General features: G+C 74.5%; 23 protein-coding genes. 17 read left to right on the plus strand and 6 right to left on the minus strand.

Annotated features, from left to right (window positions below):
* Positions 1–2 precede the first annotated feature (2 nt).
* Genes fliD through IFT90_RS01430 form a run of 3 tightly spaced genes read left to right on the plus strand, consistent with a single transcriptional unit; the run spans position 3 to position 2,390 of the window.
* Positions 3–1,385, plus strand: coding sequence for a flagellar filament capping protein FliD (gene fliD, locus IFT90_RS01420; RefSeq protein ID WP_192040682.1), 1,383 nt, complete (start codon positions 3–5; stop codon positions 1,383–1,385).
* The gene (gene fliS / locus IFT90_RS01425; RefSeq protein ID WP_192040683.1) at positions 1,385–2,065 is read left to right on the plus strand and encodes a flagellar export chaperone FliS; all 681 of its coding nucleotides are present in this window, start codon (positions 1,385–1,387) and stop codon (positions 2,063–2,065) included. Before fliD ends, fliS begins: the two co-directional genes overlap by 1 nt.
* Positions 2,055–2,390, plus strand: coding sequence for a hypothetical protein (locus IFT90_RS01430; protein WP_192040684.1), 336 nt, complete (start codon positions 2,055–2,057; stop codon positions 2,388–2,390). Before fliS ends, IFT90_RS01430 begins: the two co-directional genes overlap by 11 nt.
* 126 nt (positions 2,391–2,516) lie before the next feature.
* Here IFT90_RS01430 and IFT90_RS01435 read toward each other — a convergent pair whose 3' ends face one another.
* On the minus strand, positions 2,517–4,049 hold the full coding sequence (locus IFT90_RS01435; RefSeq protein WP_192040685.1) for a CitMHS family transporter: 1,533 nt from the start codon (positions 4,047–4,049) through the stop codon (positions 2,517–2,519).
* A 161-nt stretch (positions 4,050–4,210) separates the two neighbouring features.
* Between IFT90_RS01435 and IFT90_RS01440 the strand changes: the two genes are divergently transcribed.
* Both IFT90_RS01440 and IFT90_RS01445 read left to right on the plus strand, forming a co-directional pair.
* A complete protein-coding gene (locus tag IFT90_RS01440) occupies positions 4,211–6,163 on the plus strand; it encodes an ATP-binding protein (protein WP_371812048.1) in 1,953 nt (650 codons plus the stop codon).
* On the plus strand, positions 6,160–6,852 hold the full coding sequence (locus tag IFT90_RS01445) for a response regulator (RefSeq protein WP_371741022.1): 693 nt from the start codon (positions 6,160–6,162) through the stop codon (positions 6,850–6,852). Before IFT90_RS01440 ends, IFT90_RS01445 begins: the two co-directional genes overlap by 4 nt.
* A 113-nt stretch (positions 6,853–6,965) precedes the next feature.
* Here IFT90_RS01445 and IFT90_RS01450 read toward each other — a convergent pair whose 3' ends face one another.
* From IFT90_RS01450 to IFT90_RS01460, 3 genes are all read right to left on the minus strand, one after another.
* Positions 6,966–7,556, minus strand: coding sequence for a DJ-1/PfpI family protein (locus IFT90_RS01450; RefSeq protein ID WP_192040686.1), 591 nt, complete (start codon positions 7,554–7,556; stop codon positions 6,966–6,968).
* Positions 7,557–7,622: 66 nt separating this feature from the next.
* Positions 7,623–8,159: a hypothetical protein gene (locus tag IFT90_RS01455; protein ID WP_192040687.1), complete on the minus strand. Its 537-nt coding sequence runs from the start codon at positions 8,157–8,159 to the stop codon at positions 7,623–7,625.
* Entirely contained in the window at positions 8,156–8,449 is a 294-nt protein-coding gene (locus IFT90_RS01460) for a hypothetical protein (RefSeq protein WP_192040688.1), read from the minus strand. Before IFT90_RS01460 ends, IFT90_RS01455 begins: the two co-directional genes overlap by 4 nt.
* Positions 8,450–8,696: 247 nt before the next feature.
* Between IFT90_RS01460 and flgB the strand changes: the two genes are divergently transcribed.
* From flgB to fliG, 5 genes are read left to right on the plus strand one after another with little or no spacing between them, the layout of a single operon-like run.
* Positions 8,697–9,056 carry a flagellar basal body rod protein FlgB gene (gene flgB / locus IFT90_RS01465; protein WP_192040689.1) on the plus strand — a complete coding sequence of 120 codons (360 nt, stop codon included), beginning with the start codon at positions 8,697–8,699 and terminating at the stop codon, positions 9,054–9,056.
* Complete coding sequence (locus tag IFT90_RS01470; protein WP_043596823.1) at positions 9,056–9,451, plus strand: flagellar basal body rod protein FlgC; 396 nt, start codon at positions 9,056–9,058, stop codon at positions 9,449–9,451. Before flgB ends, IFT90_RS01470 begins: the two co-directional genes overlap by 1 nt.
* Before the next feature lie 32 nt (positions 9,452–9,483).
* Positions 9,484–9,816 carry a flagellar hook-basal body complex protein FliE gene (fliE, locus tag IFT90_RS01475; RefSeq protein ID WP_371741021.1) on the plus strand — a complete coding sequence of 111 codons (333 nt, stop codon included), beginning with the start codon at positions 9,484–9,486 and terminating at the stop codon, positions 9,814–9,816.
* The gene (gene fliF, locus IFT90_RS01480; protein WP_192040691.1) at positions 9,816–11,504 is read left to right on the plus strand and encodes a flagellar basal-body MS-ring/collar protein FliF; all 1,689 of its coding nucleotides are present in this window, start codon (positions 9,816–9,818) and stop codon (positions 11,502–11,504) included. Before fliE ends, fliF begins: the two co-directional genes overlap by 1 nt.
* A 47-nt stretch (positions 11,505–11,551) precedes the next feature.
* Positions 11,552–12,589 (plus strand): flagellar motor switch protein FliG, encoded by a 1,038-nt coding sequence (fliG, locus tag IFT90_RS01485; protein WP_371741045.1) that lies wholly within the window; start codon positions 11,552–11,554, stop codon positions 12,587–12,589.
* Between the two features lie 520 nt (positions 12,590–13,109).
* Here the strand turns inward: fliG and IFT90_RS01490 are convergent.
* Complete coding sequence (locus tag IFT90_RS01490) at positions 13,110–13,526, minus strand: transcriptional regulator (RefSeq protein WP_192040693.1); 417 nt, start codon at positions 13,524–13,526, stop codon at positions 13,110–13,112.
* Positions 13,523–13,966, minus strand: coding sequence for a hypothetical protein (locus IFT90_RS01495; RefSeq protein ID WP_192040694.1), 444 nt, complete (start codon positions 13,964–13,966; stop codon positions 13,523–13,525). Before IFT90_RS01495 ends, IFT90_RS01490 begins: the two co-directional genes overlap by 4 nt.
* A gap of 224 nt (positions 13,967–14,190) precedes the next feature.
* Between IFT90_RS01495 and IFT90_RS01500 the strand changes: the two genes are divergently transcribed.
* The 7 genes from IFT90_RS01500 to IFT90_RS01530 all read left to right on the plus strand — a co-directional run bounded on the left by IFT90_RS01500 (position 14,191) and on the right by IFT90_RS01530 (position 21,495).
* Positions 14,191–15,117, plus strand: coding sequence for a hypothetical protein (locus IFT90_RS01500; RefSeq protein ID WP_192040695.1), 927 nt, complete (start codon positions 14,191–14,193; stop codon positions 15,115–15,117).
* Positions 15,111–16,544 carry a FliI/YscN family ATPase gene (locus IFT90_RS01505; protein WP_371812133.1) on the plus strand — a complete coding sequence of 478 codons (1,434 nt, stop codon included), beginning with the start codon at positions 15,111–15,113 and terminating at the stop codon, positions 16,542–16,544. Before IFT90_RS01500 ends, IFT90_RS01505 begins: the two co-directional genes overlap by 7 nt.
* Positions 16,544–17,053, plus strand: a complete 510-nt coding sequence (locus IFT90_RS01510; protein ID WP_192040696.1) for a hypothetical protein — start codon at positions 16,544–16,546, stop codon at positions 17,051–17,053. The genes IFT90_RS01505 and IFT90_RS01510 overlap by 1 nt, the downstream gene beginning before the upstream one ends.
* Before the next feature lie 5 nt (positions 17,054–17,058).
* A complete protein-coding gene (locus tag IFT90_RS01515) occupies positions 17,059–17,856 on the plus strand; it encodes an NlpC/P60 family protein (protein WP_192040697.1) in 798 nt (265 codons plus the stop codon).
* Positions 17,856–19,652, plus strand: coding sequence for a flagellar hook-length control protein FliK (locus IFT90_RS01520; RefSeq protein WP_192040698.1), 1,797 nt, complete (start codon positions 17,856–17,858; stop codon positions 19,650–19,652). The genes IFT90_RS01515 and IFT90_RS01520 overlap by 1 nt, the downstream gene beginning before the upstream one ends.
* A gap of 72 nt (positions 19,653–19,724) precedes the next feature.
* Positions 19,725–20,165 (plus strand): flagellar hook assembly protein FlgD, encoded by a 441-nt coding sequence (locus IFT90_RS01525; RefSeq protein WP_192040699.1) that lies wholly within the window; start codon positions 19,725–19,727, stop codon positions 20,163–20,165.
* Positions 20,166–20,322: 157 nt separating this feature from the next.
* Positions 20,323–21,495 (plus strand): flagellar hook protein FlgE, encoded by a 1,173-nt coding sequence (locus IFT90_RS01530; RefSeq protein ID WP_192040700.1) that lies wholly within the window; start codon positions 20,323–20,325, stop codon positions 21,493–21,495.
* Positions 21,496–21,575 lie beyond the last annotated feature (80 nt).

Below are 21,575 nucleotides of genomic sequence, written 5' to 3' on the forward strand. Positions count from 1 at the left end.
CGATGGCCTCGTTCGGCATCGACGGCCTCGTCTCCGGGCTCGACACCACCACGCTGATCAACGGCCTGATGGCGGCGGAGGCGGTGCCCCAGACGATCCTGAAGAACAAGGCGACCGCGAACCAGGCGCTGGTCACCGCACTCCAGGGCCTCAACACGAAGGTCGCCGAGCTGGCGACCCTGGCGAAGACGACGGCGAAGGCCGACTCGCTCGCCGCGTTCACCGCGAGCAGCAGCTCGAAGGACGTCACTGCCACGACGACCGCGGCCGCGCTGCCCGGCTCGATCGACTTCACCGTCGGCGCCACGGCGCAGGCGAAGAGCGGCGTCACCGCCGCGATGACCGCCTGGCCCACGTCGCCCGCGACGCTGACGTTCACGTCGGCCGCCGGCAAGGCGGTGGAGGTGACCAGCGCCTCCTCGTCGCTCGACGACCTCGTGCGCGCCGTCAACTCGTCGGAGGCGGGCGTCAAGGCCGTCAAGGTCGCGTCCGGCAAGGACGCCGACGGCGCCGTCACGTACCGCCTGCAGCTCACCTCGGCGACGACGGGTGCGGCGGGCGGCTTCACGGTGCACCAGGGCACGGCCGCCGAGGTCGCCGACGGCACCGCCCCCGACCTGCTCGCCGCCCCCGGCGCGGCCGTCGTCAAGCAGGCGCGCGACGCCTCCGTCACCCTCTGGGCGGGCACCGCCGCCGAGCAGGTCGTGACGAGCGCGACGAACACCTTCGCCGACCTGCTGCCCGGCGTCTCCGTCACGGTGACGGCGCCGAGCACCGAGCCCGTCACGCTCACCGTCGCCCGCGACGGCGCCGCCTCGTCGAAGGTCGCCTCCGACCTCGTGTCGGGGCTGAACGGGATCCTCTCGCTCATCGCGTCGAAGAGCGCGACGTCGACCTCGACCAGCGCCTCCGGAGCCGTGACGGTCACGTCGGGCACCTTCACCGGCAGCTCGACGACCCGCGACGTCGTGCAGAAGATGACCACCGCGATGTCGTCGCCGATCGGCGGCGTCTCGCCCTCGAGCATCGGCATCTCGATCACGAAGACCGGGGCGTTCGAGTTCGACGAGGCGAAGTTCTCGGCGGCGCTCGCGGCCGACCCCGTGAAGGTGCAGGCGACCCTCTCCGAGCTCGCCGGCCGGGTCGAGTCCGCGGCGACGAGCTCGTCCGACAAGCGCGACGGCACGCTGACGAAGATCATCACCGGCCAGCAGTCGGTCGTGAAGGACCTCACCGCCCAGATCGCCAACTGGGACGACCGCCTCTCGTCGCGCCGCACCCAGCTCCAGAAGACCTACACCGCCCTCGAGGTCGCGCTCAGCTCGCTCACCGCGCAGCAGAGCTGGCTGACCAGCCAGATCTCGAGCCTGAACAAGAGCAGCTGATGGACGCCACCTCCTTCGCGGCGTTCGCCGCCGCCTCCCAGCCCACCGCCGTCGTGCAGCGCCAGCGGAGCGAGTACGCCGAGCAGGCGGTCCTCTCGGCGACGCCCGTGCAGCTCGTCACCATGCTCTACGACCGCCTGCTGCTCGACCTCGCCCGCGCCGAGAAGGCCCAGGTCGGCCAGGAGTGGGCGACCGCGTCCGAGCAGCTGCTGCACGCCCAGGCGATCATCGCCGAGCTCAGCTCGTCGCTGCGGGTCGACGTGTGGGACGGCGGCGAGGGCCTGCTGGCCCTCTACGGCTACACCTCGACGGCGCTCGTCAACGCGAACGTGCATCGCGACGTGGCCCTGACCCGCGAGGTCACCGGGCTGCTCGAGCCGCTCCGCCAGGCGTGGCACGAGGCGGCGACGTCGCTCGGCGGCGGGGTGGCCGGCGGTGCCGGTGCGCCGACGTCGGCTGGTGCCGGCGCCGCGGCACCGGCCGCTGCTCCGGCCACCGCCGCTCCCGCGTTCGCGGCGTCGGCCTTCCCCTCAGCGGCGCCTGCGTCGCCGACCGCGTCGCAGCCCGGCGCCGGCTCCCCGTTGCCCGTGGGCGTCGCCGCCTTCGGGGCCGCGACCTCCGGCTACGGGGCGACCAACGCCTCCTCGACCTCTCTCGGGGGCGAGCTCGGTGTCGCCTAGGACCGACCGCACGCACGCCGCCTGGCTCGCCGCCCTCGACGAGCTCGAGGCGGTCGCCGGGCGCGACCCGCAGCTCACCGCCGACGGCGCCGGCGTGTCCGGTGCCGGTCTCGGTGCGCTCGGCACCTGGACGCCGCCGGCCGGCCTCGGCCCGCTGCCCGCGGAGCTCGCCGACCGGGCCTCCGCCGTCGCCGGCGTGCAGCGCGGGGCCCTCGCCCGGCTCGACGCCGCCCGCAAGGCCGTGCTCGCGCACCTCGGGGCCGTCCGCAGCGTCGAGTCCTCGCACGAGCCCGAGCGCCCCGTCTACCTCGACGCCACCGGCTGACCACGCCCGGACGTCCCAAGACGCGAGTCATCCGCGCTGCCGCAGCCGAACCTCGTGGGGTCCAGGGCCCAGCGACGACGCATCACGCGCAGATCACGGGCGAGAACCAGCCCAGGAGGCGCCTCCTCAGCCCCAGGGGATGACGCCGACGACGATCGCCACGGCGAGCATCACCAGCGACACGATCGCCGCTCGCCAGAGCACCTTCTTGTGGTGGTCGCCGAGGTTGACGTTCGCGAGGCTGACGAGCAGCAGGATCGCGGGCACGAGCGGGCTCTGCAGGTGCACGGGCTGTCCGACGACCGACGCGCGGGCCATCTCGACGGGGTCGATGCCGAACGCGGCGCCGCTCTGCGCGAGCACCGGCAGGATGCCGAAGTAGAAGGCGTCGTTGCTCATGAAGAACGTGAGCGGAAGGCTCAGCACCCCCGTGATGACGGCCAGGTACGGCCCCATCGAGGTGGGGATCACGTCGACCAGCCACTGGGCCATCGCGTCGACCATGCCGGTGCCGTTGAGCACGCCGATCAGCACGCCGGCCGCGAAGACCATCGACACGACGCCGACGATGCTCGGGGCGTGGGCGACGATCTCGGCCGACTGCTCCTTCACGCGGGGGAAGTTCACGAGCAGCGCGACCGCCGTCCCGACCATGAACACGTAGGCGAGCGGGAACAGGTCGGCGACGAGCAGCACCATCACGGCGACGGTGAGGACGAGGTTGAACCAGATCATCCGGGGCCGCAGCGTGGGGCGGTCGGGGTCGAGCATCGTGTCGGCCATCGTGACGCCGCCGCCGAGGGAGCCGTTCGCGCTGCCGCCGGCACCGCCGGGGTTGTCGACCGCGCGCTCGCCCGGCCCGTCCGCCCGCGAGCCGTCGGCCCGCCCGCCGCGCACGCCGAGGGCGACGGTCGGGCTGGTGAACATCGAGACGCCGACACCGGGCGTGCCGGGGCCGCCGCCCCGCGAGGCGCTCGCGAGCTCCTGCGAGAGCGGCGACATCGCCGACGCCGCGGCGGCCAGCTTCGACCCGCCCAGCTCGAGCGTCCCGAGGCGACGACGCTCGCTCAGCCCCAGCAGCCACGAGAACACGAACACGAGCACGAGGCCCGCGATCAGCGACGGCACGAGCGGCACGAAGATCTCGCTCGGCTGCACGCCGAGGGCGGCGGCGGCGCGCACGGTGGGGCCGCCCCACGGCACGATGTTCAGCGTCCCGTTCGCGAGGCCGGCGACGCAGGTCAGCACCACCGGGCTCATGCCGAGCTTGAGGTAGATGGGCAGCATGGCCGCCGTCGTCACGATGAACGTCGTCGAGCCGTCGCCGTCGAGCGAGACCGCGCCGGCGAGCAGCGCCGTGCCGAGCACGACCTTCGCCGGGTCGTTGCCGGTCACCCGCAGGATCAGCCGCACCAGCGGGTCGAACAGCCCGACGTCGATCATCAGGCCGAAGTACATGATCGCGAACATGAGCAGCGCGGCCGTGGGGGCCAGGTCGCCGATCGCCTCGATCACCATGTCGCCGATGCCGAGCCCCGCGCCGGCGAAGAGGCCGAAGATCGTCGGGACCATGATCAGGGCGAGCATCGGCGAGAGCCGCTTGGTCATGATCAGCACCATGAAGGTGAGGACCATCAGATAGCCGAGTACAACGAGCATCAGGACTCCTTCGTCCGTCGGGCGCGGTGGCGCGTCCGGGCACGCTAGCCGGGCACGAGGAGGCGCGTCCTGCTTCTGCGCGTTGGGGCCGTTCCGCACGTTGGTCGCGTTCTGCGCGTTCTGCTCACGCACCTCCTTCGCCGCCGCCTACGCTGGCGGACGTGACCGACGACAGCTCACGGGCGGCGCCCGCCGCGACGCACGCGCCCGCGGCGACCGCACGCCAGGTGCACGCGCACGCGGCGACCGCACCCGCGCCGCGGCCTCGCCGGCGCACCCGCTTCGCGACGCAGGTGCTCCTGCTGCAGCTCGCGGTGGTGACCGCGATCGTCCTGCTCACCAGCGCCGTGTTCGTCGCCCTCGCCGTGCAGCGCCTCGAGCGCGAGGCCGAGTCGACGGCGCTCGCCGTGGCGCAGAGCGTCGCGAGCGACGTCGACGTCCGCACCGAGGTCGCGCGGCTGAGCGTCGACGGCACCGCCCTCGACGAGGAGGCGCTGGCCGGCGGCGACCTGCAGCGCACGGCGGTCGCGGCCCAGCAGCGCACCGGGGCCCTGTTCGTCGTCGTCACCGACGACCGCGGGGTCCGCCTCGCGCACCCCGACCCCGACCGCATCGGCGAGATGGTCAGCACGAGCCCGGACGCGGCCCTCCGCGGCGAGGAGACCGTCTCGTGGGAGCGCGGCACCCTCGGCGACTCCGCCCGCGCGAAGGTCCCGATCTACGAAGCCGGCGGCCGGTCCGCGGTCGTCGGCGAGGTCAGCGTCGGCTACGCCCCGGCGCGGGTCTACGACACGCTGCTCCGCGACAGCCTGCCGGTGGCGGCCGTCGCCGTGCTGGCCCTCGGGCTCGGTGTCGTCGCGTCCGTCCTGATCCGGCGTCGCCTCGACCGGCTCACGCTGGGGCTGCAGCCCGACGACCTCGCGTCGCTCGTCCAGAACCAGCAGGCCGTGCTCGCCGGGGTCGGGGAGGGGGTGCTCGCGGTCGCGCGCGACGGGCGCGTGAGCGTGTGCAACGAGCAGGCGGCGCAGCTGCTCGGGCTCGGCGACGGGGCCGTGGGGCGCCTCCTCGACGAGCTCGACCTGCCCGAGCCGCTCGTCGCCCTGCTCGGCCGCGGCCCCGCCCGGCCCGAGTCGACGACGCTGGTCGTCGGGCCGCACGTGCTGTTCGTCGACGTGCGTCCGGTGCGGCGCGAGGGGGTCGACCTCGGGCGCGTCGCCGTGCTGCGCGACCGCACCGCCGTCGAGGCCCTGACCCGTCGGCTCGACGCGGTGGGCGCGATGACGACCGCCCTGCGCGCCCAGCGGCACGAGTTCGCGAACCGGCTGCACGCGGTCAGCGGGCTGCTCGAGATCGGCCGGGTCGACCAGGCGAAGCGGTACCTCGCCGACGTGCTCGAGCACGGGCCGCTCCGCTACCCCGTGAAGCACGCCGACCGGCTGACCGAGCCGCACCTGCAGGCGTTCCTCGGGGCGAAGGGGGTGGAGGCGGCCGAGCGCGGAGTGCTGCTGCAGCTCGGCCCCGAGACGCTGGTCTCGGGCTCCGTGGTCGAGCCCGGAGACGTGACGACCGTGCTCGGCAACCTGGTCGACAACGCGGTGCGCGCCGCGGTCGCGAGCGGCGCCTCCCCGGCCTGGGTCGAGGTCGAGGTGCTCGACGACGGACGCGACCTGCACCTGTCGGTGATGGACTCCGGGCGCGGGGTCGACGACGAGCAGGGGCTGTTCGCCCGGCGGCCCTCGGCCGAGCTGCCCGCGGGCGCCGACCCCGATGCCGACCCGGTCGCCGACCCGGGCCAGGTGCACGGCCTCGGCTTCGGTCTGCCCCTGTCGCGCGAGATCGCTCGCCGTGCCGGCGGCGACGTCTGGCTCGCGTCGCCGCGCGGCGACGGGCACGGCGCCGTGTTCTGCGCCCGGCTCGTCGGCGCGGTCGACCCGGGCGGCACCGCCTCCGCCGGCACCGGTCTGGCCGGCGCCGACCCGGCCGGCACCGCCTCGGCCCGCACCGCCTCGACCGGCACCGACCCGGCCGGCACCGCCTCGGCCCGCACCGCCTCGACCGGCACCGACCCGGCCGGGGAGCCCGCGCCCGTCCCGACCCCGAGGAGCACCCCGTGACCGACGCCGCCACACCCTCACCCGGCACCGCACCCGCACCCGCGCCCCTGACCGTGCTCGTGGTCGACGACGACTTCTTCGTGGCCGAGGTGCACCGCGCGCAGGTCGACGCTCAGCCCGAGCTGCGCGCGCTGCCGGCGGTCGGCACCGTCGCCGAGGCCCGCCGGGTGGTCGCCCGCGAGCGCGTCGACCTCGTGCTGCTCGACCTGTACCTGCCCGACGGCCGAGGGCTCGACCTGCTCCGCGAGCTGGACGTCGACACGTTCGTGCTCAGCGCGGCGTCCGACGGCGAGACGATCCGGACGGCGCTCCGCCGCGGAGCCCTCGCCTACCTGATCAAGCCGTTCGCGGCCGAGCTGCTCGTCGACCGGCTGCGGTCCTGGCTGCGGTTCCGGCACGTGCTCGACGGCGGCACCGACCAGGAGGCGGTGGAGCGTGCCCAGCGCATCCTCCACTCGGGAGACGCGCGCGCCTCCTCACGGTCGCGCTCGGCGACGGAGCAGGCCGTGCTGGAGGCGGTGGTCGCCTCCTCCGTCGAGGTCTCGGCCTCGGAGGTGGCCGACCAGGTCGGCGTCAGCCGCGCGACCGCGCAGCGCTACCTCGCGCAGCTCAGCGCGGACGGGCAGCTCGCGATGCAGCTGCGCTACGGCGCGACCGGCCGGCCCGAGCACCGCTACCAGCGCCGCTGACCCTCCCCGCGCCTCCTCGCGCGGACTCGGCGGGACGATGTGACGCGTCGGAGGTGTCGAGGCGGGGCGGACACCCCCGACGCGTCACATCGATCTCCACCCGGCGGGCCGGGTCAGACGGGCGGCTGGGGGACGTACTCGATGCCGCGACGGACCTGCTTGGCTCGCGCCGCGCCTCCCAGGCGCATGACGAGGTGCAGCGCCATGTCGATCCCGGCGCTGACGCCCGCCGAGGTGACCACGTCGCCGTCGTCGACGAAGCGCTCGTCCTCGCGCACGTCGATCGTCGGGTCGAGGCTGCCGAGCAGCACCGTCGAGCCCCAGTGCGTGGTCGCGGCCCGTCCGGTGAGCAGGCCGGCGGCGGCGTAGACGAGCGCGCCCGTGCAGACGCTCGTCATCAGCGGCACCGTCTCGGCCTGCTGCCGCACCCACTCGAGCCGTTCCTCGTCGTCGAGGTGGGCGCGGGTGCCCTTGCCGCCCGGGTAGATCAGCACGTCGAGCGGCGGCAGCTCGTCGATCGTCGTGTCGGGCAGCACGCGCAGGCCCTTCGCCGCGGTGACCGGCCCGGGTGCGTCGCCGAACGTGATCACCTCCCAGCCGTCGGCGGGGTGCCCCTTCGTCCAGTACGAGAGCACCTCCCAGGGGCCGATCGCGTCGAGCTCCTCGTACTGGTCGAACAGGAAGATGCCGATCGTCTTGGTCATGTGCCCAGTCTCGTCGTCGGACGCGGTCGGGGTGCCCCTCGAGAGCCCGCCGCGCCTCCGGCGGCCTCAGGTCGTGGAGACGACGGGGCCGTTCACCTGGAAGTCGACCGACCGCAGGGGTGAGTCGTCCGGTCCGCCGATGACCGTGATCGAGTACCCCTCGGCGTCGCCGGCCGCTCCGACGAGGCCGGCTCGGCGCCCGCCGTCCACGGACGGCTCGTCGGTGCGCAGCTCCCACCCCTCCGCGACGAGGGCCGCCACGAGGTCGTCGGTCAGGGCCCGCTGAGGAGCCTCGGCCGTCACGCCGACCCAGCGCCCGACGGTCCACTGGCGCTCGCTGTGGTCGGCGCCGCCCGCACCGCCCACGCCGGCGTCGCCGTCCTCGTTCTCGTGCACCTCGGTGACCCACCGAGGATCGACGAGGCCCACGACATGGTCGGCGAGCTCGTTCGACACGAGACCTGTCGCCTCGATCGAGACGCTGGTCTCGTCCGGCCCTGCGTCCGGAGGGGCGACCCGGTCGGTGGTGCAGCCGGTCAGGGCGGACCCGACGAGGGCCAGCGTCACCGCGAGCACGGCGACGGACGACCGCGCGACGGTCACCGGAACCACCAGAGCGACGGCAGCTCGAAGGGCGGCGGCCGCAGGAACGCGATCCACGCGCCGACCGGCCACAGGAGGAGCGGCACGACCACGACCACGACGACGACCGCCGCGACCAGCCCGAGCACGACGAGCCCCACGACGCCGCCGAGCGAGCGGCCCAGCACGTGACGGACCCGGTCGGCGTCGTCCACGTCGCCGTCGGCGGTGGCCGGCTCGACCCCGTCGGCGGTGCCGAACAGGCGTCGGGCGTCGTCCAGCCCGTCGGGCCACGCGTCGTCGTCGCGCACGCCCCCAGTGTCGCACTGCGCCCGGCCGTGCCGTCGAGTTGCCCGAGATGGTCGCCTGCCCCACGCCCAGCCGACCATCTCGGGCAACTCGACACCAGGACGCACCGCGCCCCCACTCCGGGGGCACGTGCCCCGCGCGGCCTTACGCACCCCCGGCCCGCGCCGATAGAGCGCCCTGAGCACGGATCGCTCGACCCCTCGGCCACGGATCGGCCCCCAGACCACACCACACCCCCGGACGGGCACCATGCCGATCGAATCCGTGACCCAGGCGGCGCTGCAGAGCGCCCTGGACGGCCTCTCGCTGCGCCAGAAGACCATCGCCGCCAACATCTCGAACGTGAACACGCCCGGCTACCAGGCCAAGCGCGTGCAGTTCGAGGAGGCGCTCGGCCGGTCCGTCGCCCAGGGCGGCGCCGTGCAGGGGGCCGGCCGCGTGCAGGCCACGACGCAGCGCTCGCTCGAGCCGACGCGACTCGACGGCAACAACGTCAACCTCGACACCGAGACCCTGTCGAACATCGACACCGTGCTCCGCTACCAGTTCGCCACCCAGGCGATGAACGGCGAGCTGACCAGCGTCCGCGCCGCGTTCAGGACGAACTGATGACCGCCTTCGACGCGATCGGCATCGCGAGCACCGGCCTGACCGTGCACCGCAAGTGGCTCGACGCCGTCTCCGACAACATCGCCAACGTCAACACGGTCAAGTCGATGGACGACACCGCGTTCCAGGCCCGCTACGTCGAGGTCCAGGAGGGCGCCGGCACCAGCGGCGTCTTCGTCAAGGCCGACCGCTACGGCAGCGAGGCCGGCCGCGTCACCTACCTGCCCGACCACCCGCTCGCCGACGCCGAGGGATACGTGCGCATGCCCGACATCGACCTGGGGGCCCAGATGGGCGACCTGATCATGGCCCAGCGCGGCTACCAGGCGAACGCCGCCGTGGTCGACCGTGCCAAGACCGCCTACGAGGCCGCTCTCCAGATCGGCCGCGGCTGATGCCGGTCGCTGGGGTCCCCGCGATCGGGACAGTGCAGCAGACCGGGTTCGCCGACGTGTCCGCCCTGCTGCAGGGCGGCGCGGTCGGGAACGCAGGAGGCGCCTCCTCCGTCACCGGGACGACCGGCGCGGCCAGCGCCTCCGGTGCCGCGTTCGGGTCGAGCATGGTCGGCGCGGTCGAGGGCCTGCAGCAGCTGCAGAGCCAGTCGAAGACGCTCGCCGTGAAGGCCGTCACCGGCGACCTCACCGACATCCACGACGCGACCATCGCGGCCACCCGTGCCCAGGTGACGCTCGAGCTCGTCGCAGCCGTCCGCAACAAGGGCGTCGACGCCTTCACCGAGATCATGAGGATGCAGGCCTGATGCCGACCGCAGTGCAGAACTCCCTCGCCCGGATGCGGGCGACGATGGGCGGCTTCACCGTCGCCCAGAAGACCATCGCGGTCATCCTGATCGCCGCGCTCGTGCTCGGCACGGTCGCCCTCGTCAGCTGGCTGACCAAGCCGAGCTGGTCGCCGCTCTTCAGCGGCATCGAGCCCGCCGACGCGAGCGCCATCGTCGAGCAGCTCAAGGCCGACGGGGTGCCCTACGAGCTGACCGCGGGCGGCGGCACGATCCTCGTGCCCGAGGAGCACGTCTACCAGGAGCGCCTCACCGCCGCCGCGGCCGGCCTGCCCTCGACCGGCGGCCAGGGCGGCTACTCGCTGCTCGACACCATGGGCGTCACCTCGTCCGAGTTCCAGCAGGACGTCACCTACAAGCGCGCCATCGAGGGCGAGCTCGCCAAGACCATCTCGGCTATGGACGGCGTGAAGACCGCCACCGTGCAGCTCGCTATCCCCGAGGAGTCCGTCTTCGTGGCCGAGCAGGAGGACCCGACCGCGTCGGTGTTCGTCGAGACGCAGGGCGGCGTGACGCTGACCAGCAAGCAGGTGCAGGCGATCGTCAACCTGACCAGCGCCTCCGTCGAGGGCATGGCGACGACCGACGTCGCCGTCACCGACTCGACCGGCGCCGTGCTCTCGCAGGTCGGCACCGGGGCCGTCGGCGGCGCCGGCGACCAGGCCAGCGACTACGAGTCGAAGGTCCAGACCGCCGTGCAGACGATGCTCGACAAGGTCGTCGGCCCCGGCAAGTCGTCGGTGATCGTCGCCGCCGACCTCGACCAGAGCTCGGGCACGAAGGTCACCGAGTCGTTCGCGCAGCCCACCAGCGGCCCCATCGCCCTCAACGAGTCGAGCACCACCGAGCAGTACGGCGCGGGCTCCGGGGGAGCGGGGGGCACCGGCGCGACCGGCGTGCTCGGCCCCGACAACATCGCCGTGCCGACCGGCACCGGCACGGGCACCGACGCGGCCGGCACCGCGACCGGCGACGACGGCTACGTCAACGAGTCGGCCACCAAGAACAACGCCGTCGACAAGGTCACCGAGACGATGAGCGTGCCCGCAGGAGGCGTCAGCCGGCAGACCGTGTCGGTCGCCCTCGACGCGAACGCGGCCTCCGGCGTCAACATGCAGAGCATCAACGACCTCGTGCGGAACGCCGCGGGGATCGACACGGCGCGCGGCGACGCCGTCGAGGTCGCCCTGGTCGACTTCGACACCGAGGGCGCCGAGGCCGCGAAGGCGGCGCTCGCCGCGGCCGACGCGGCCGCCGCCTCCGAGGCCATGTGGGGCACGATCCGCACCGTCGGCATCGTCGCCCTGATCGTGATCGCGCTGATCGTGGGTCTGATCGTCTTCGCGAAGAAGAACAAGCGGCACGACCGGGAGGACGTCGACCTCGGCGAGCTCGCGGCCGGCAACGCCGCCCAGACCTGGGACGCGACCATGCGGCTCGACCTCGACGACGCGGGCGCCGCCTCCCGCCGTCAGCTGCTCGCCGACGAGGCCGCCACCGTGGCCCTGCCGGTCGCGGCGCCCGAGCCCTCGCCCGAGTACGTGTCGGCCGAGCGCCGCCGCGCCGAGATCGACGCCCTCGCCGAGCGCGACCCCGAGAAGACCGCCGAGCTGCTGCGCGGCCTGATGGACGAGCGGGTACAGTCGTGAGCGCGACCGCGTCCGCTGCGGACCTGACCCCGACGCAGGCGTTCGGGGTGCCCGCCGCGTTCGGTGCGCCGGCCGCGCGCCCGGCGCTGACGGGGCCGCAGAAGGTCGCGGTCATCCTCATGCAGATGGAGCAGGCCCGCGCCGCCGTCGTCATGAAGCAGTTCAGCGAGGAGGAGGCCGAGGAGATCACGGCCGAGATCGTCAAGCTGCGCCGCGTCGACCCCGCCGTGGCCGAGTCGGCCGTCGCCGAGTTCCACGACCTGACCCGCTCGGGCCGCTACCAGCGCCGCGGCGGGCACGACGTCGCCGTCGGCCTGCTGGAGGCGTCGTTCGGCTCGGAGCGCGCCGCCGGCGTCATGGAGCGGCTCGCCTCGAACGCGATGGGCAAGAGCTTCGAGTTCCTCGACGAGGCCGACCCCGGCCAGGTCATCACCCTGCTCGACGGCGAGCTCCCGCAGACCATCGCCCTCGTGCTCGCGCACCTGCGGCCGCAGCAGGCCTCGGCCGTGCTCGCCGGGCTCGACGTCGCCGCCCGCACCGACGTCGCGCAGGCCATCGCCACGATGGGCACCGCGACGCCCGAGGCCGTCGGCATCGTCGCGACCACGCTCAAGGTGCGTGCCGGTGCCGTCGTCGCGCCGCGCGAGCAGGTCGAGGTCGTGGGAGGCATCCAGCCCCTCGTCGAGATCATCAACCGCAGCGACAGCGCCACCGAGCGCGCCCTGCTCGACGGCCTCGACGAGCGCGACCCCGAGCTCGCCGAGGAGGTCCGCTCGCGGATGCTCACCTTCGAGGACATCGTCAAGCTCGAGTCGCGCGACATCCAGCAGGTGCTCCGCGGGATCGACGCCGCCGTGCTCGCGACCGCGATGAAGGGGGCGCTCGCCGCCGTCGTCGAGGTCATCCGCGGCAACGTCTCGGAGCGCAACCGCGAGCTGCTCGACGACGAGCTGCAGTCGATGGGACCCGTCCGCAAGTCGCAGGTCGAGGAGGCGCGGGCCGAGGTCGTGCGTGCCATCCGCGAGCTCGAGGCGCTCGGCACGATCACGATCCACCGCGCCGACGAGGACGCCCTCGTCGAGTAGCCCCTGCCGCCGTTCGCCCGTCTCTCCGCCGGCAAATGCCGACCGGCGGGACTGCAATACGGGGATGTCCGGGTGCGAGAGCGCGAGCCGGGCTCGTTCTGTCGGGTTCTGCAGCGTCCTGCGCGGCGCCGCCCGCGCCTCCTTCGGCCCAGGTCGCCAAATGCCGACCGGCGGGGCTGCAATACCGGGATGTCCGGGTGCTGCAGCGCATTCTCAGGCCGTTCTGTCGGGTTCTGCGGCGTCCCGCGCTGCCCGGGCCGCACCTCCTTCGCTCGCGACCGGATCCCTCTCGAGTTCGAGAGTGATCCGAGGGGCGATGGACATCGAGCCCAGGAGGCGCGGCCGGTCTGGGCAGGATGTGTCTCGCTTTGCAGGCGGCAGGCGGCAGGCGGCAGGCGGCAGGCGCGGGAGATGGCGGCGCCAGGCGAGGCGCGACGCTCAGCGCGACGCGACGCCAGGTGCGGCACCCGACGAGACTCGAGGCGACGCGAGGCGACGCGAGGAGCGGCGCGCCGCGGCGCTAGCCCGCGGCGATCTCGCGCAGCACGGCGAGGTGCGCGATCCAGGCGGCGCGCCCCTCCGGCGTGAGCTTCAGCGAGGTACGCGGCCGCTTGCCGACGAACCCCTTCGACACCTTCACGAACCCCGCGGCCTCGAGCGTGCTGATCTGCTTGCTCAGCGCCGAGTCGGTCACCTGGACGGCGTCCCGCAGGTCCTTGAAGTCGAGCTGGTCGGCCGCCGCGAGCGCCGCCGCCATCGAGAACCGCACCGGCTGGTGCAGCGTCTCCGACAGCCGGAGGCGCGGGTGCGGACCGCGGGACGTGCCGTCGCCCCCCGCACCGGCGACGCTCCCCGTGCCCGTGCCCGCGCCCGCGCCCGTGCCCGTGCCCGAGCCCGACCCCGCGCCCGTGCCCGACCCCGCACCGTCGCCGCTCATCGCTCCGCCTGCCGAGCCTCGTGCGTCGCCGCAGCGACCGAGACGACCATCAGCGCGGCGGCCAGCGCGCAGGTGCCGACGACGTCCTCGCCCTGGGACGAGCCGACGACGACCATCGCCACGACGTAGATCGCGAAGATCGCCCCGAGGTACAGGCCCCAGCGGCGGCCGAACCCGATGCGGTGCGACCGGAGGAACGCGAGCTGGAACGCCACCACGACCGCGATCCAGATCAGCAGCGCGATCATCGCCACGAAGTAGTTCGTGCCCGTCGTGAGCCCGAGGGCGAGCGTGCCGAGCGAGAGCACGGAGCCGAGCGAGAGCAGCACGGCGACGCCGGGCCAGCCGGCCCGAGCGGTGGCGTGGCGCCCGGTCGCGTCGGCCTCGGCCAGCAGTCGGCGGGCCTCGTCCGGGGTGGGGAGCCTGGTCTGGTCGGTCATGGTCTCGTCCTCTCGTCGATGTGTTCCCCACCCTAGGAAGTACTTTCCCGTTAAGCAAGTACTTTCCGAATGCATCCGAGAAGCCGCCTCGCCGCCCCCTGCCCCCGTTCGGGGCAACGCCTTACGCGCCCCCCGCGACCTGCCGAGAGTCGCCCTTGAGCACGGATCGCTCGACCCCTGGCCACGGATCGGCCGAACCGCCCTCCCCTCTGAACGGCCCGTCGATGCTCGATCCCGCGATCTCCGCCTCGGAGACGATCTCCGCCCCGGAGTCGTTCTCGCGCGTCGTCTACCCCTCGCTCACGGAGGTGCGGTCCGGCTCGACGACGACCGCCCCCGCACTCGACCCCGGTCACGCCGTGACCCGCGGCACCGGCCTCGGCACGGTCGCCGGCCTCGGCGGTGCCCACGGTGCCGCCGCCCGCAGTGCGTCGCTCCTCTCTCCCCACGCCGACCCCGACGCCGCCGCGCGCGCGGCCCGTGCCGAGGCCCGCGGCCACGCGGCCGGCTACGCGGCGGGCCTCCGCGCCGCCGAGGCCGACCTGGCCGCGCGCCGGGTCGCGATGGACGCCGAGCACCTCGACTCCGTGACGCGCCTCGAGCGCTCGCTGGCCGCCTCCTTCGCCGCACTCGACGCGGCCGCCGAGGCGCTGCGGCAGCGGGTCGCGCCGGTGCTCGCCGAGTCCGAGGAGGCGCTGGTCCGGACCGCCCTCGACCTCGCGTCGGCCGTGGTCGGCTACGAGGTCGCGGCGTCCGAGCCCGCCGTCGGAACCGGGAGCCGCCCCGCGGCCGAGCGCGACGGCGTCGCCCAGCACCTCAGCGCCGGCGAGCACCCCGCCGACGAGCACCCCGCCACTGCCGAGCACACCGCCGCCCCGCACCCCGCCGGCCCCCGCGAGGGCCGCACGGCCCGCGCCGCCGTCGCCCGCGCCCTCGACGGGCTCGACCGCTCGCTGGTCGTCGGCGTGCGCCTGCACCCGGCCGACCTGGCCGCCCTCGGGGACGCGGTCGCCGCCTCCTCGGTCCCGCTCGTCGCCGACGCCCGGCTCGCCCGGGGAGACGCCGAGGTCGACCTGCCCGCCGGCCTCGTCGACGCCCGGCTCGTCACCGCCCTCACCCGGGCTCGCACCGCTCTGCTGGGGGCATCGTGACCCTCACCGCACCCGTCCGGACCCGGCTGGCGGCCGCCCGCGCCGCCGCGCGCCCGCAGCGCGTCGGCAGCGTCGTCAGCGCCGTCGGGCTCGGCATCACGGTGCGCGGGCTCGACGCCGCCGTCGGCGACGTGCTCGAGATCGGCGTGCCCGCCCCCGTATCCGGCGCGCCCGCGAGCGTCGCCGCCAGCACGACCGGCACCGGCTCGGCCGCCGCGCAGACGCCCGTCGCCGCGAGCACGACGACCTCCGCCCTCGCCGAGGTCGTCGCGACCACCCCCGACGGCCTCCGCTGCATGCCGCTCGGCCACCTCACCGGCGTGACGGCCGGCACGCCGGCGCGCTCGACCGGCCGCCCCCTCCTCGTCCCCACCGGCACGGGCCTCTTCGGCCGCGTGCTCGACGGCCTCGGCCGTCCGATCGACGGCAAGGGCCCCCTCCGTGCCCCCGACGGCGGCTCCGTCGACCTCGTCCCGCTGCACCACGAGACCCCGTCCGCGATGCACCGTGCGCGGATCGACACCCCGCTCCAGCTCGGCGTCCGCGTGCTCGACACGCTGACGACCGTCGGGCGCGGGCAGCGCGTCGGCCTGTTCGCCGGCTCGGGCGTCGGCAAGTCGTCGCTGCTGTCGATGATCGCCCGCGGCACCGACGCACAGGTCAGCGTCATCGCCCTCGTCGGCGAGCGAGGCAGGGAGGTGCGCGAGTTCCTCGAGGACGACCTCGGACCCGAGGGCCTCGCCCGCTCCGTCGTCGTGGTGTCGACGAGCGACGAGCCGGCGCTGATGCGCCTCCGTGCCGCGTTCGTCGCGACCCGCATCGCGGAGTCGTTCCGCGACCAGGGCGCCGACGTCGTGCTGATGATGGACTCGCTGACCCGCGTGGCGATGGCCCAGCGCGAGATCGGGCTGTCGGTCGGCGAGCCGCCGGCGACCCGGGGCTACCCGCCGTCGACGTTCTCGGTGCTCGCCGAGCTGCTCGAGCGTGCCGGGACCGACCGGATCGGCTCCGTCACCGGCCTGTACACGGTGCTCGTCGACGGCGACGACCACAACGAGCCCGTCGCCGACGCGGCCCGCAGCATCCTCGACGGGCACGTCGTGCTCGACCGCAAGCTGGCCGTGACCGGGCACTTCCCGTCGGTCGACGCGCTCGGCTCGGTCTCGCGCGTCGCGTCGAAGGTGACGACGGCCGAGCAGCGCGCCGCCGCGACGAGCCTCCGGAAGGTGATGGCCGCGCGCCGCGCCGCGCAGGACCTGCTCGACGTGGGCGCCTACCAGCGGGGCACGAACCCGCTCGTCGACGCCGCGGTCGAGCACCAGGGCGCGATCGACGCGTTCCTGCAGCAGGGCATGGACGAGCGTGCCGACACCGCCGCCTCGTGGGCCGGACTCGCCCAGCTGACCGCCCGACTCGGAGGTGCCTGATGGCCCGTGCCTTCTCCCTCCTCGGCCTCCTGCGGCTGCGCCACGCGCAGCAGGACCAGGCCGCCGGGCACCTCGCCGAGGCGAACGACCGGCTGCGCGACGCCGCCGACCGTCGCCTCGCCGCCAAGCGCACCCTCGACGACGGGCCCGCGCAGGTGACGGACGCCGCCATGCTCAGCGCGATCGCCGCCTCCCGCGCGTCGAGCCGGGCGATGCTCGCCGAGCTCGACGCGGTCGCGGCACGCCGCCGTGCCGAGGCGGACGAGGCGCAGACGGCGTTCGGGGCGGCGCGCCGGGCCGCGATCGGCCTCGAGAAGCTCGAGGCCGCGCACGCCGTCGAGGCCGCCGCCGAGGATCTCCGCACCGAGCAGGCCGCCCTCGACGAGATCGCCGGCCAGTCGTGGCGGGTGCGCCAGGCCGAGGCCGCCGCCTCCACGACTGCTGCTGCCGATGCTGCCCGTCCCGCCGGCACCCCGACCCAGACCCCGACGCCAGGAGGCGCACAGTGAGCCCCGTGAGCGAGGTCCTGTCCCGGATCGACGACATCAGGACGCAGATCGACCAGCTGCGGAACGGACGCACGCCGTCCGTGCTCGGCACGGCAGCCGCGGCGTCCGCCGGGGCGGGCAGCTCCGCGACCTCGGCCAGCGCCTTCGCCGACGCCCTCGCCGGCACGAGCGGTGCCGGCGCGACCGGTGCGACAGGTGCCGCGGGCGGCCTCGCGACGACCCCCTCGGTGGCGGCCGTCAAGGGCTCTGTCGCGACCGGCAGCGGCGCTGCCGGCGCCGACGTGGTCAGCGGCGCGAAGAAGTACCTCGGCGTGCCCTACGTGTTCGGCGGCGAGAGCGCGAGCGGGATGGACTGCTCCGGCCTCGTGCAGACCGTGTTCAAGGAGCTCGGCGTCTCGATGCCGCGCGTCGTGCCCGACCAGGCCCGGATGGGCGCCGAGGTGCCGTCGCTGGCCGAGGCGAAGCCGGGCGACCTGCTCGTCGCCAAGGGCGAGGGGCACATCGTGATCTACCTCGGCGACGGCAAGGTGCTGCACGCGCCCCGTCCCGGCAAGGACGTCCAGATCGTCGACAACTGGTACAAGGACTCCGACCTGTCGACCATCCGCCGCATCGTGCCCGCGACGGGGACCGCTGCCGCGTCGGCCGCTGCGGGCGCCTCCGCTGCAGGCGCCTCCGCGACCTCGCTGGCCTCGCTCGCGTCGTCGCTCGGCGTGACCGGCGCCGGTGCGGCGGGCGGCTCCGGCTCGACCGACCTGATGACCGCCGCGCTCCAGCGCCTGATGAGCGGAGGGGCCCCCTGATGAGCGTCCTGCGCACCCTGCCCTTCGTCGTCCCCGGCCCTGCCGACCGGGCCGACGCCTCCTCCGGTCCCGACCGCTCGGCGGGCGGGCGCTCGTCGGCCGCTCGTCCCGCGGCCGGGCGTTCCGCCGCGGGCTTCGGCGAGGCGATGTCGTCCGCCGCGCCGCGCGACCAGGCCCCGGCCCCGGCCCACGCTCCGGGCCTGCGACGCCCGTCGTCGCCCGCGACGGCGTCCGCGCCTCACGCGGCAGCCGCCGGGCGCGCGCCCGCGGCCGCTGCGGCTCCGTCTGCGGCGGCAGGTCCGGTCGCGGCCGGGGAGTCGGTCGAGGACGGGACTGTGGATCGCGTCGGCGATCTTGCTCTTGCTCAGGCAGGAGCGTCCTCGCCGGGAGCGACCTCGCTCCAGGCGGCCCTGGTCGCCGCGGCCCTCGGCTCCTCGTCGTCTCCGGCGGGCGTCTCTCCTGAGGCTGATCCGTCCCGTGACGGATCAGCGACCCTCCCCCTCTCCCCGCCTGTCGGCCAGGCCCCGTCCCCGGCCCCGGTCGCGACCCCTGATCCGTCTCGTGACGGATCAGCCCTCGACCCGGCCGGCCTGAGCAGCGATCCGTCTCGTGACGGATCAGCTGCCTCGGCCACGGGCGCCACGACACCGGGACAGCTCCCGCAGGAGGCGGCACTCGCGCCGACCGTGTCGGTCGCCGATCCGTCCCGTGACGGAACAGCCCTGAGCCCGGGCCTCCCCCCGACAGCGCCCGCCCCGACCGCGGACGGCGGCGCCGTGCCCGAAGGCCTCGTCGCCGCCGCGACCTCTGCTGCGATCGCGACCGGCTCCGCCGGCGCCGCGGTCGCCGGCTGGCGGCAGGCGGCAGCCTCGGGCACGTCGCCCGCGACGCCCGGCCCCGTCACGGCCGCGTCGCCGTCTGCAGGGGAGACTGTTCCGACGGCCCCGGCCCTGGCCGCCGCGGCCCCGGCCACCGTGGCCGCGGCGCCCTCGACCACCGTCCCGTCAGCATTCGTGCGCGCCGCCTCGGCGGCCGCTGCTGGTCCGACGTCCGTGCCGGTCCCCGGCTCTGCCGCCGGACTCTCGGCGACCGCCGCCGACCGTGCGCTCGTCGCCGACGCGGGCGTCGCGACCGCCACGACGACCGGCCCCTCCGCCTCCGCCGTGCCCGTCGCCCCGCCGATGGTCGCGGTGCCCGGCGCGCCCGCTCCGGCAGCCGCAGCGGGCTCGACCGCCGTCGCCGCGCCTCCTGCGGCCCCGGCGCCCCTCGGGCAGCAGCTCGCGCGTCCGCTCTTCTCGCTCGCGGCCGCCGGTGCCGGGACGCACGTCGTCACCGTCACCGTGAGCCCCGAGGCCCTCGGGCCGGTCACCGTCCGGGCGCACGTCGGCGCCCACGGCATGCACGTCGAGATGTTCGCCCCGACCGACGCCGGGCGGGAGGCGGTGCGGGCGATCCTGCCCGACCTCCGCCGCGATCTCGGGGGAGCGGGGCTCCAGGCGAGCGTCGACCTCTCGAGCCAGAACCAGCCGTCCGACGACGGTGCCGACCAGCAGCGGCTGCTCGACCAGCGGGCGGCGCAGCAGTCGGCCCAGGAGGCGCGCGACGGTTCCGCCCCGTCCGGCACCGGACAGCGCGGAGCCGGCCAGCCCGCCGGGCGCGACCCCGACGGCAGGCTCGGTCGGGACGACCCCGACCCCGACGGCCTGCGGGCCGGCGCCCTCGCGGCCGCCGCCGGTGCGGGCGGGCTGCGGGGCACCTCCTCGTCGCCGACCGTCTCGATCGACGTGTTGGCCTAGCGCCCGCACCCCCGCACAGCACGACCCTCCACAGCTCGCCCCCGTTCCGCCCTCCACAGGAAGACACAGCAGATGCCCTCGATCGACCAGATCTCCGGAACCGTCGACCCGACCGTCGTGGCCGCCGCTCAGCAGTCGTCCTCGGCGCGCACGACGAAGACCGCCATGGACGGCGAGATGTTCATGAACCTGCTCGTCACCCAGCTGAAGAACCAGGACCCGTCGTCGCCGATGGACACCAACGCGATGATGGCGCAGACCACCCAGCTCGCGATGATGGAGCAGATCACCAACCAGACGACGACCGCGAACGAGGGCTTCTCGCTGCAGATGCGCACCTCGGCGTCCGCCCTGGTCGGCCGCGAGGTCAGCTACACGGGCCCCGACGGCAAGGCCGTCACCGGCACCGCGACGAGCGTCTCGTTCGCCGAGTCCGTGCCCAAGGTCACCGTCGGCGGGAAGGAGGTCGCGTTGGATCTCATCTCCGGCATCACCGCGACGCCGAAGGCCTAGCGCCTCGTTCCCTCGCGGCCCCGCCGCCCTCGCAGCCCAGCCGCACGGCACGGCCGTACAGCACCCCCGCACTTCTCAGCACCGCCCCGGACGCAGGACGCGACCGGTCTCTCCGCGCAGGACGCGCCTCCTCAGCTCCGTCCGAAAGGCAGCTCCCATGCTCCGCTCCCTCTACTCCGGCATCTCGGGCCTCCGGTCGCACCAGACCATGCTCGACGTCACCGGCAACAACATCGCCAACGTCAACACCGCCGGCTTCAAGTCGTCGACCACGCAGTTCCAGGACACCCTGTCGCAGATGACCCAGGGCGCCGGAGGCCCGCAGACCGGAATCGGCGGCACGAACCCCGCGCAGGTCGGCCTCGGCGTGCAGGTCGCGGGCATCTCGACGAACTTCGCGCAGGGCTCGGCCCAGGCGACCGGCAAGGCGACCGACCTGATGATCTCGGGCGACGGCTTCTTCGTCACGCGCCTCGGCAACGACACCGTCTACACGCGTGCCGGCGCCTTCGACTTCGACGCCGACGGCCGTCTCGTCTCGGCCGACGGCAAGATCGTGCAGGGCTACTCGGCCACGAACGGCGTCGTCAACGACGGAGGCGCGGTGGGCGACATCATGCTGCCCCTGAACGGAGCGGCGCCGGCCACCGCCACGACCGGGGCGAACGTCGCCGGCAACCTGCCGTCCGAGACCGCGGTCGGCGAGACCCTGACGCGCGACTCGAAGGTCTACGACGCGTTCGGCACCGAGCGCACCCTGACGCTGTCGTTCACGCGCACCGCGGGCGGCTGGAACGTCACCGGCACCGACGGCGTCGGCGCTCCCGGCAGCACCGCCCTCACCTTCACCGACGGCGCCCAGAACGGCGCCGGCTCGCTGACCGTCGGCGGCATCACCGTCGACCTCTCGAAGGTCACCGGCTTCGCGGCGCTGAACACGGTCGCCGTCACCGACCAGAACGGCCGCGAGGCCGGCACGCTCAAGGGCTTCAGCCTCTCGAAGGACGGCACGCTCGTCGGGCAGTTCAGCAACGGCGAGTCGCTCGCCGTCGGCCGCATCGCGCTGGCGACCTTCGCCAACCCGGGCGGCCTCGAGAAGTCCGGCTCGTCGGGCTACCGCGCCACGGCGAACTCGGGCAACGCGGCGCTCGGCGTCCCCGGCTCGCCCGGCGTCGGCTCGCTCTCGAGCGGCACGCTCGAGATGAGCAACGTCGACCTCTCGCAGGAGTTCACGAACCTCATCGTCGCCCAGCGCGGCTTCCAGGCGAACGCCCGCATCATCACCACCTCGGACGAGGTGCTCCAGGAGCTCACGAACCTGAAGCGCTAGCCGCAGCGGGGCAGGAGGGGCGGGCCCGGTCCTCGAGACCGGCCCGCGCCTCCTGCGTCCCCCGCCCGCACACCCGCCCC

The sequence above is a fragment of the Frigoribacterium sp. CFBP 8766 genome (assembly GCF_014841435.1).
In the GTDB taxonomy this organism is placed as follows: Bacteria; Actinomycetota; Actinomycetes; order Actinomycetales; family Microbacteriaceae; genus Frigoribacterium.

Coding starts and splice junctions, on each gene's coding strand:
- fliD (WP_192040682.1), top strand. CDS start 3: ATGGCCTCGTTCGGCATCGACGGCCTCGTCTCCGGGCTCGACACCACC.
- fliS (WP_192040683.1), top strand. CDS start 1,385: ATGGACGCCACCTCCTTCGCGGCGTTCGCCGCCGCCTCCCAGCCCACC.
- IFT90_RS01435 (WP_192040685.1), bottom strand. CDS start 4,049: ATGCTCGTTGTACTCGGCTATCTGATGGTCCTCACCTTCATGGTGCTG.
- IFT90_RS01450 (WP_192040686.1), bottom strand. CDS start 7,556: ATGACCAAGACGATCGGCATCTTCCTGTTCGACCAGTACGAGGAGCTC.
- flgB (WP_192040689.1), top strand. CDS start 8,697: ATGCCGATCGAATCCGTGACCCAGGCGGCGCTGCAGAGCGCCCTGGAC.
- IFT90_RS01470 (WP_043596823.1), top strand. CDS start 9,056: ATGACCGCCTTCGACGCGATCGGCATCGCGAGCACCGGCCTGACCGTG.
- fliF (WP_192040691.1), top strand. CDS start 9,816: ATGCCGACCGCAGTGCAGAACTCCCTCGCCCGGATGCGGGCGACGATG.
- IFT90_RS01490 (WP_192040693.1), bottom strand. CDS start 13,526: ATGAGCGGCGACGGTGCGGGGTCGGGCACGGGCGCGGGGTCGGGCTCG.
- IFT90_RS01495 (WP_192040694.1), bottom strand. CDS start 13,966: ATGACCGACCAGACCAGGCTCCCCACCCCGGACGAGGCCCGCCGACTG.
- IFT90_RS01500 (WP_192040695.1), top strand. CDS start 14,191: ATGCTCGATCCCGCGATCTCCGCCTCGGAGACGATCTCCGCCCCGGAG.
- IFT90_RS01510 (WP_192040696.1), top strand. CDS start 16,544: ATGGCCCGTGCCTTCTCCCTCCTCGGCCTCCTGCGGCTGCGCCACGCG.
- IFT90_RS01520 (WP_192040698.1), top strand. CDS start 17,856: ATGAGCGTCCTGCGCACCCTGCCCTTCGTCGTCCCCGGCCCTGCCGAC.
- IFT90_RS01525 (WP_192040699.1), top strand. CDS start 19,725: ATGCCCTCGATCGACCAGATCTCCGGAACCGTCGACCCGACCGTCGTG.
- IFT90_RS01530 (WP_192040700.1), top strand. CDS start 20,323: ATGCTCCGCTCCCTCTACTCCGGCATCTCGGGCCTCCGGTCGCACCAG.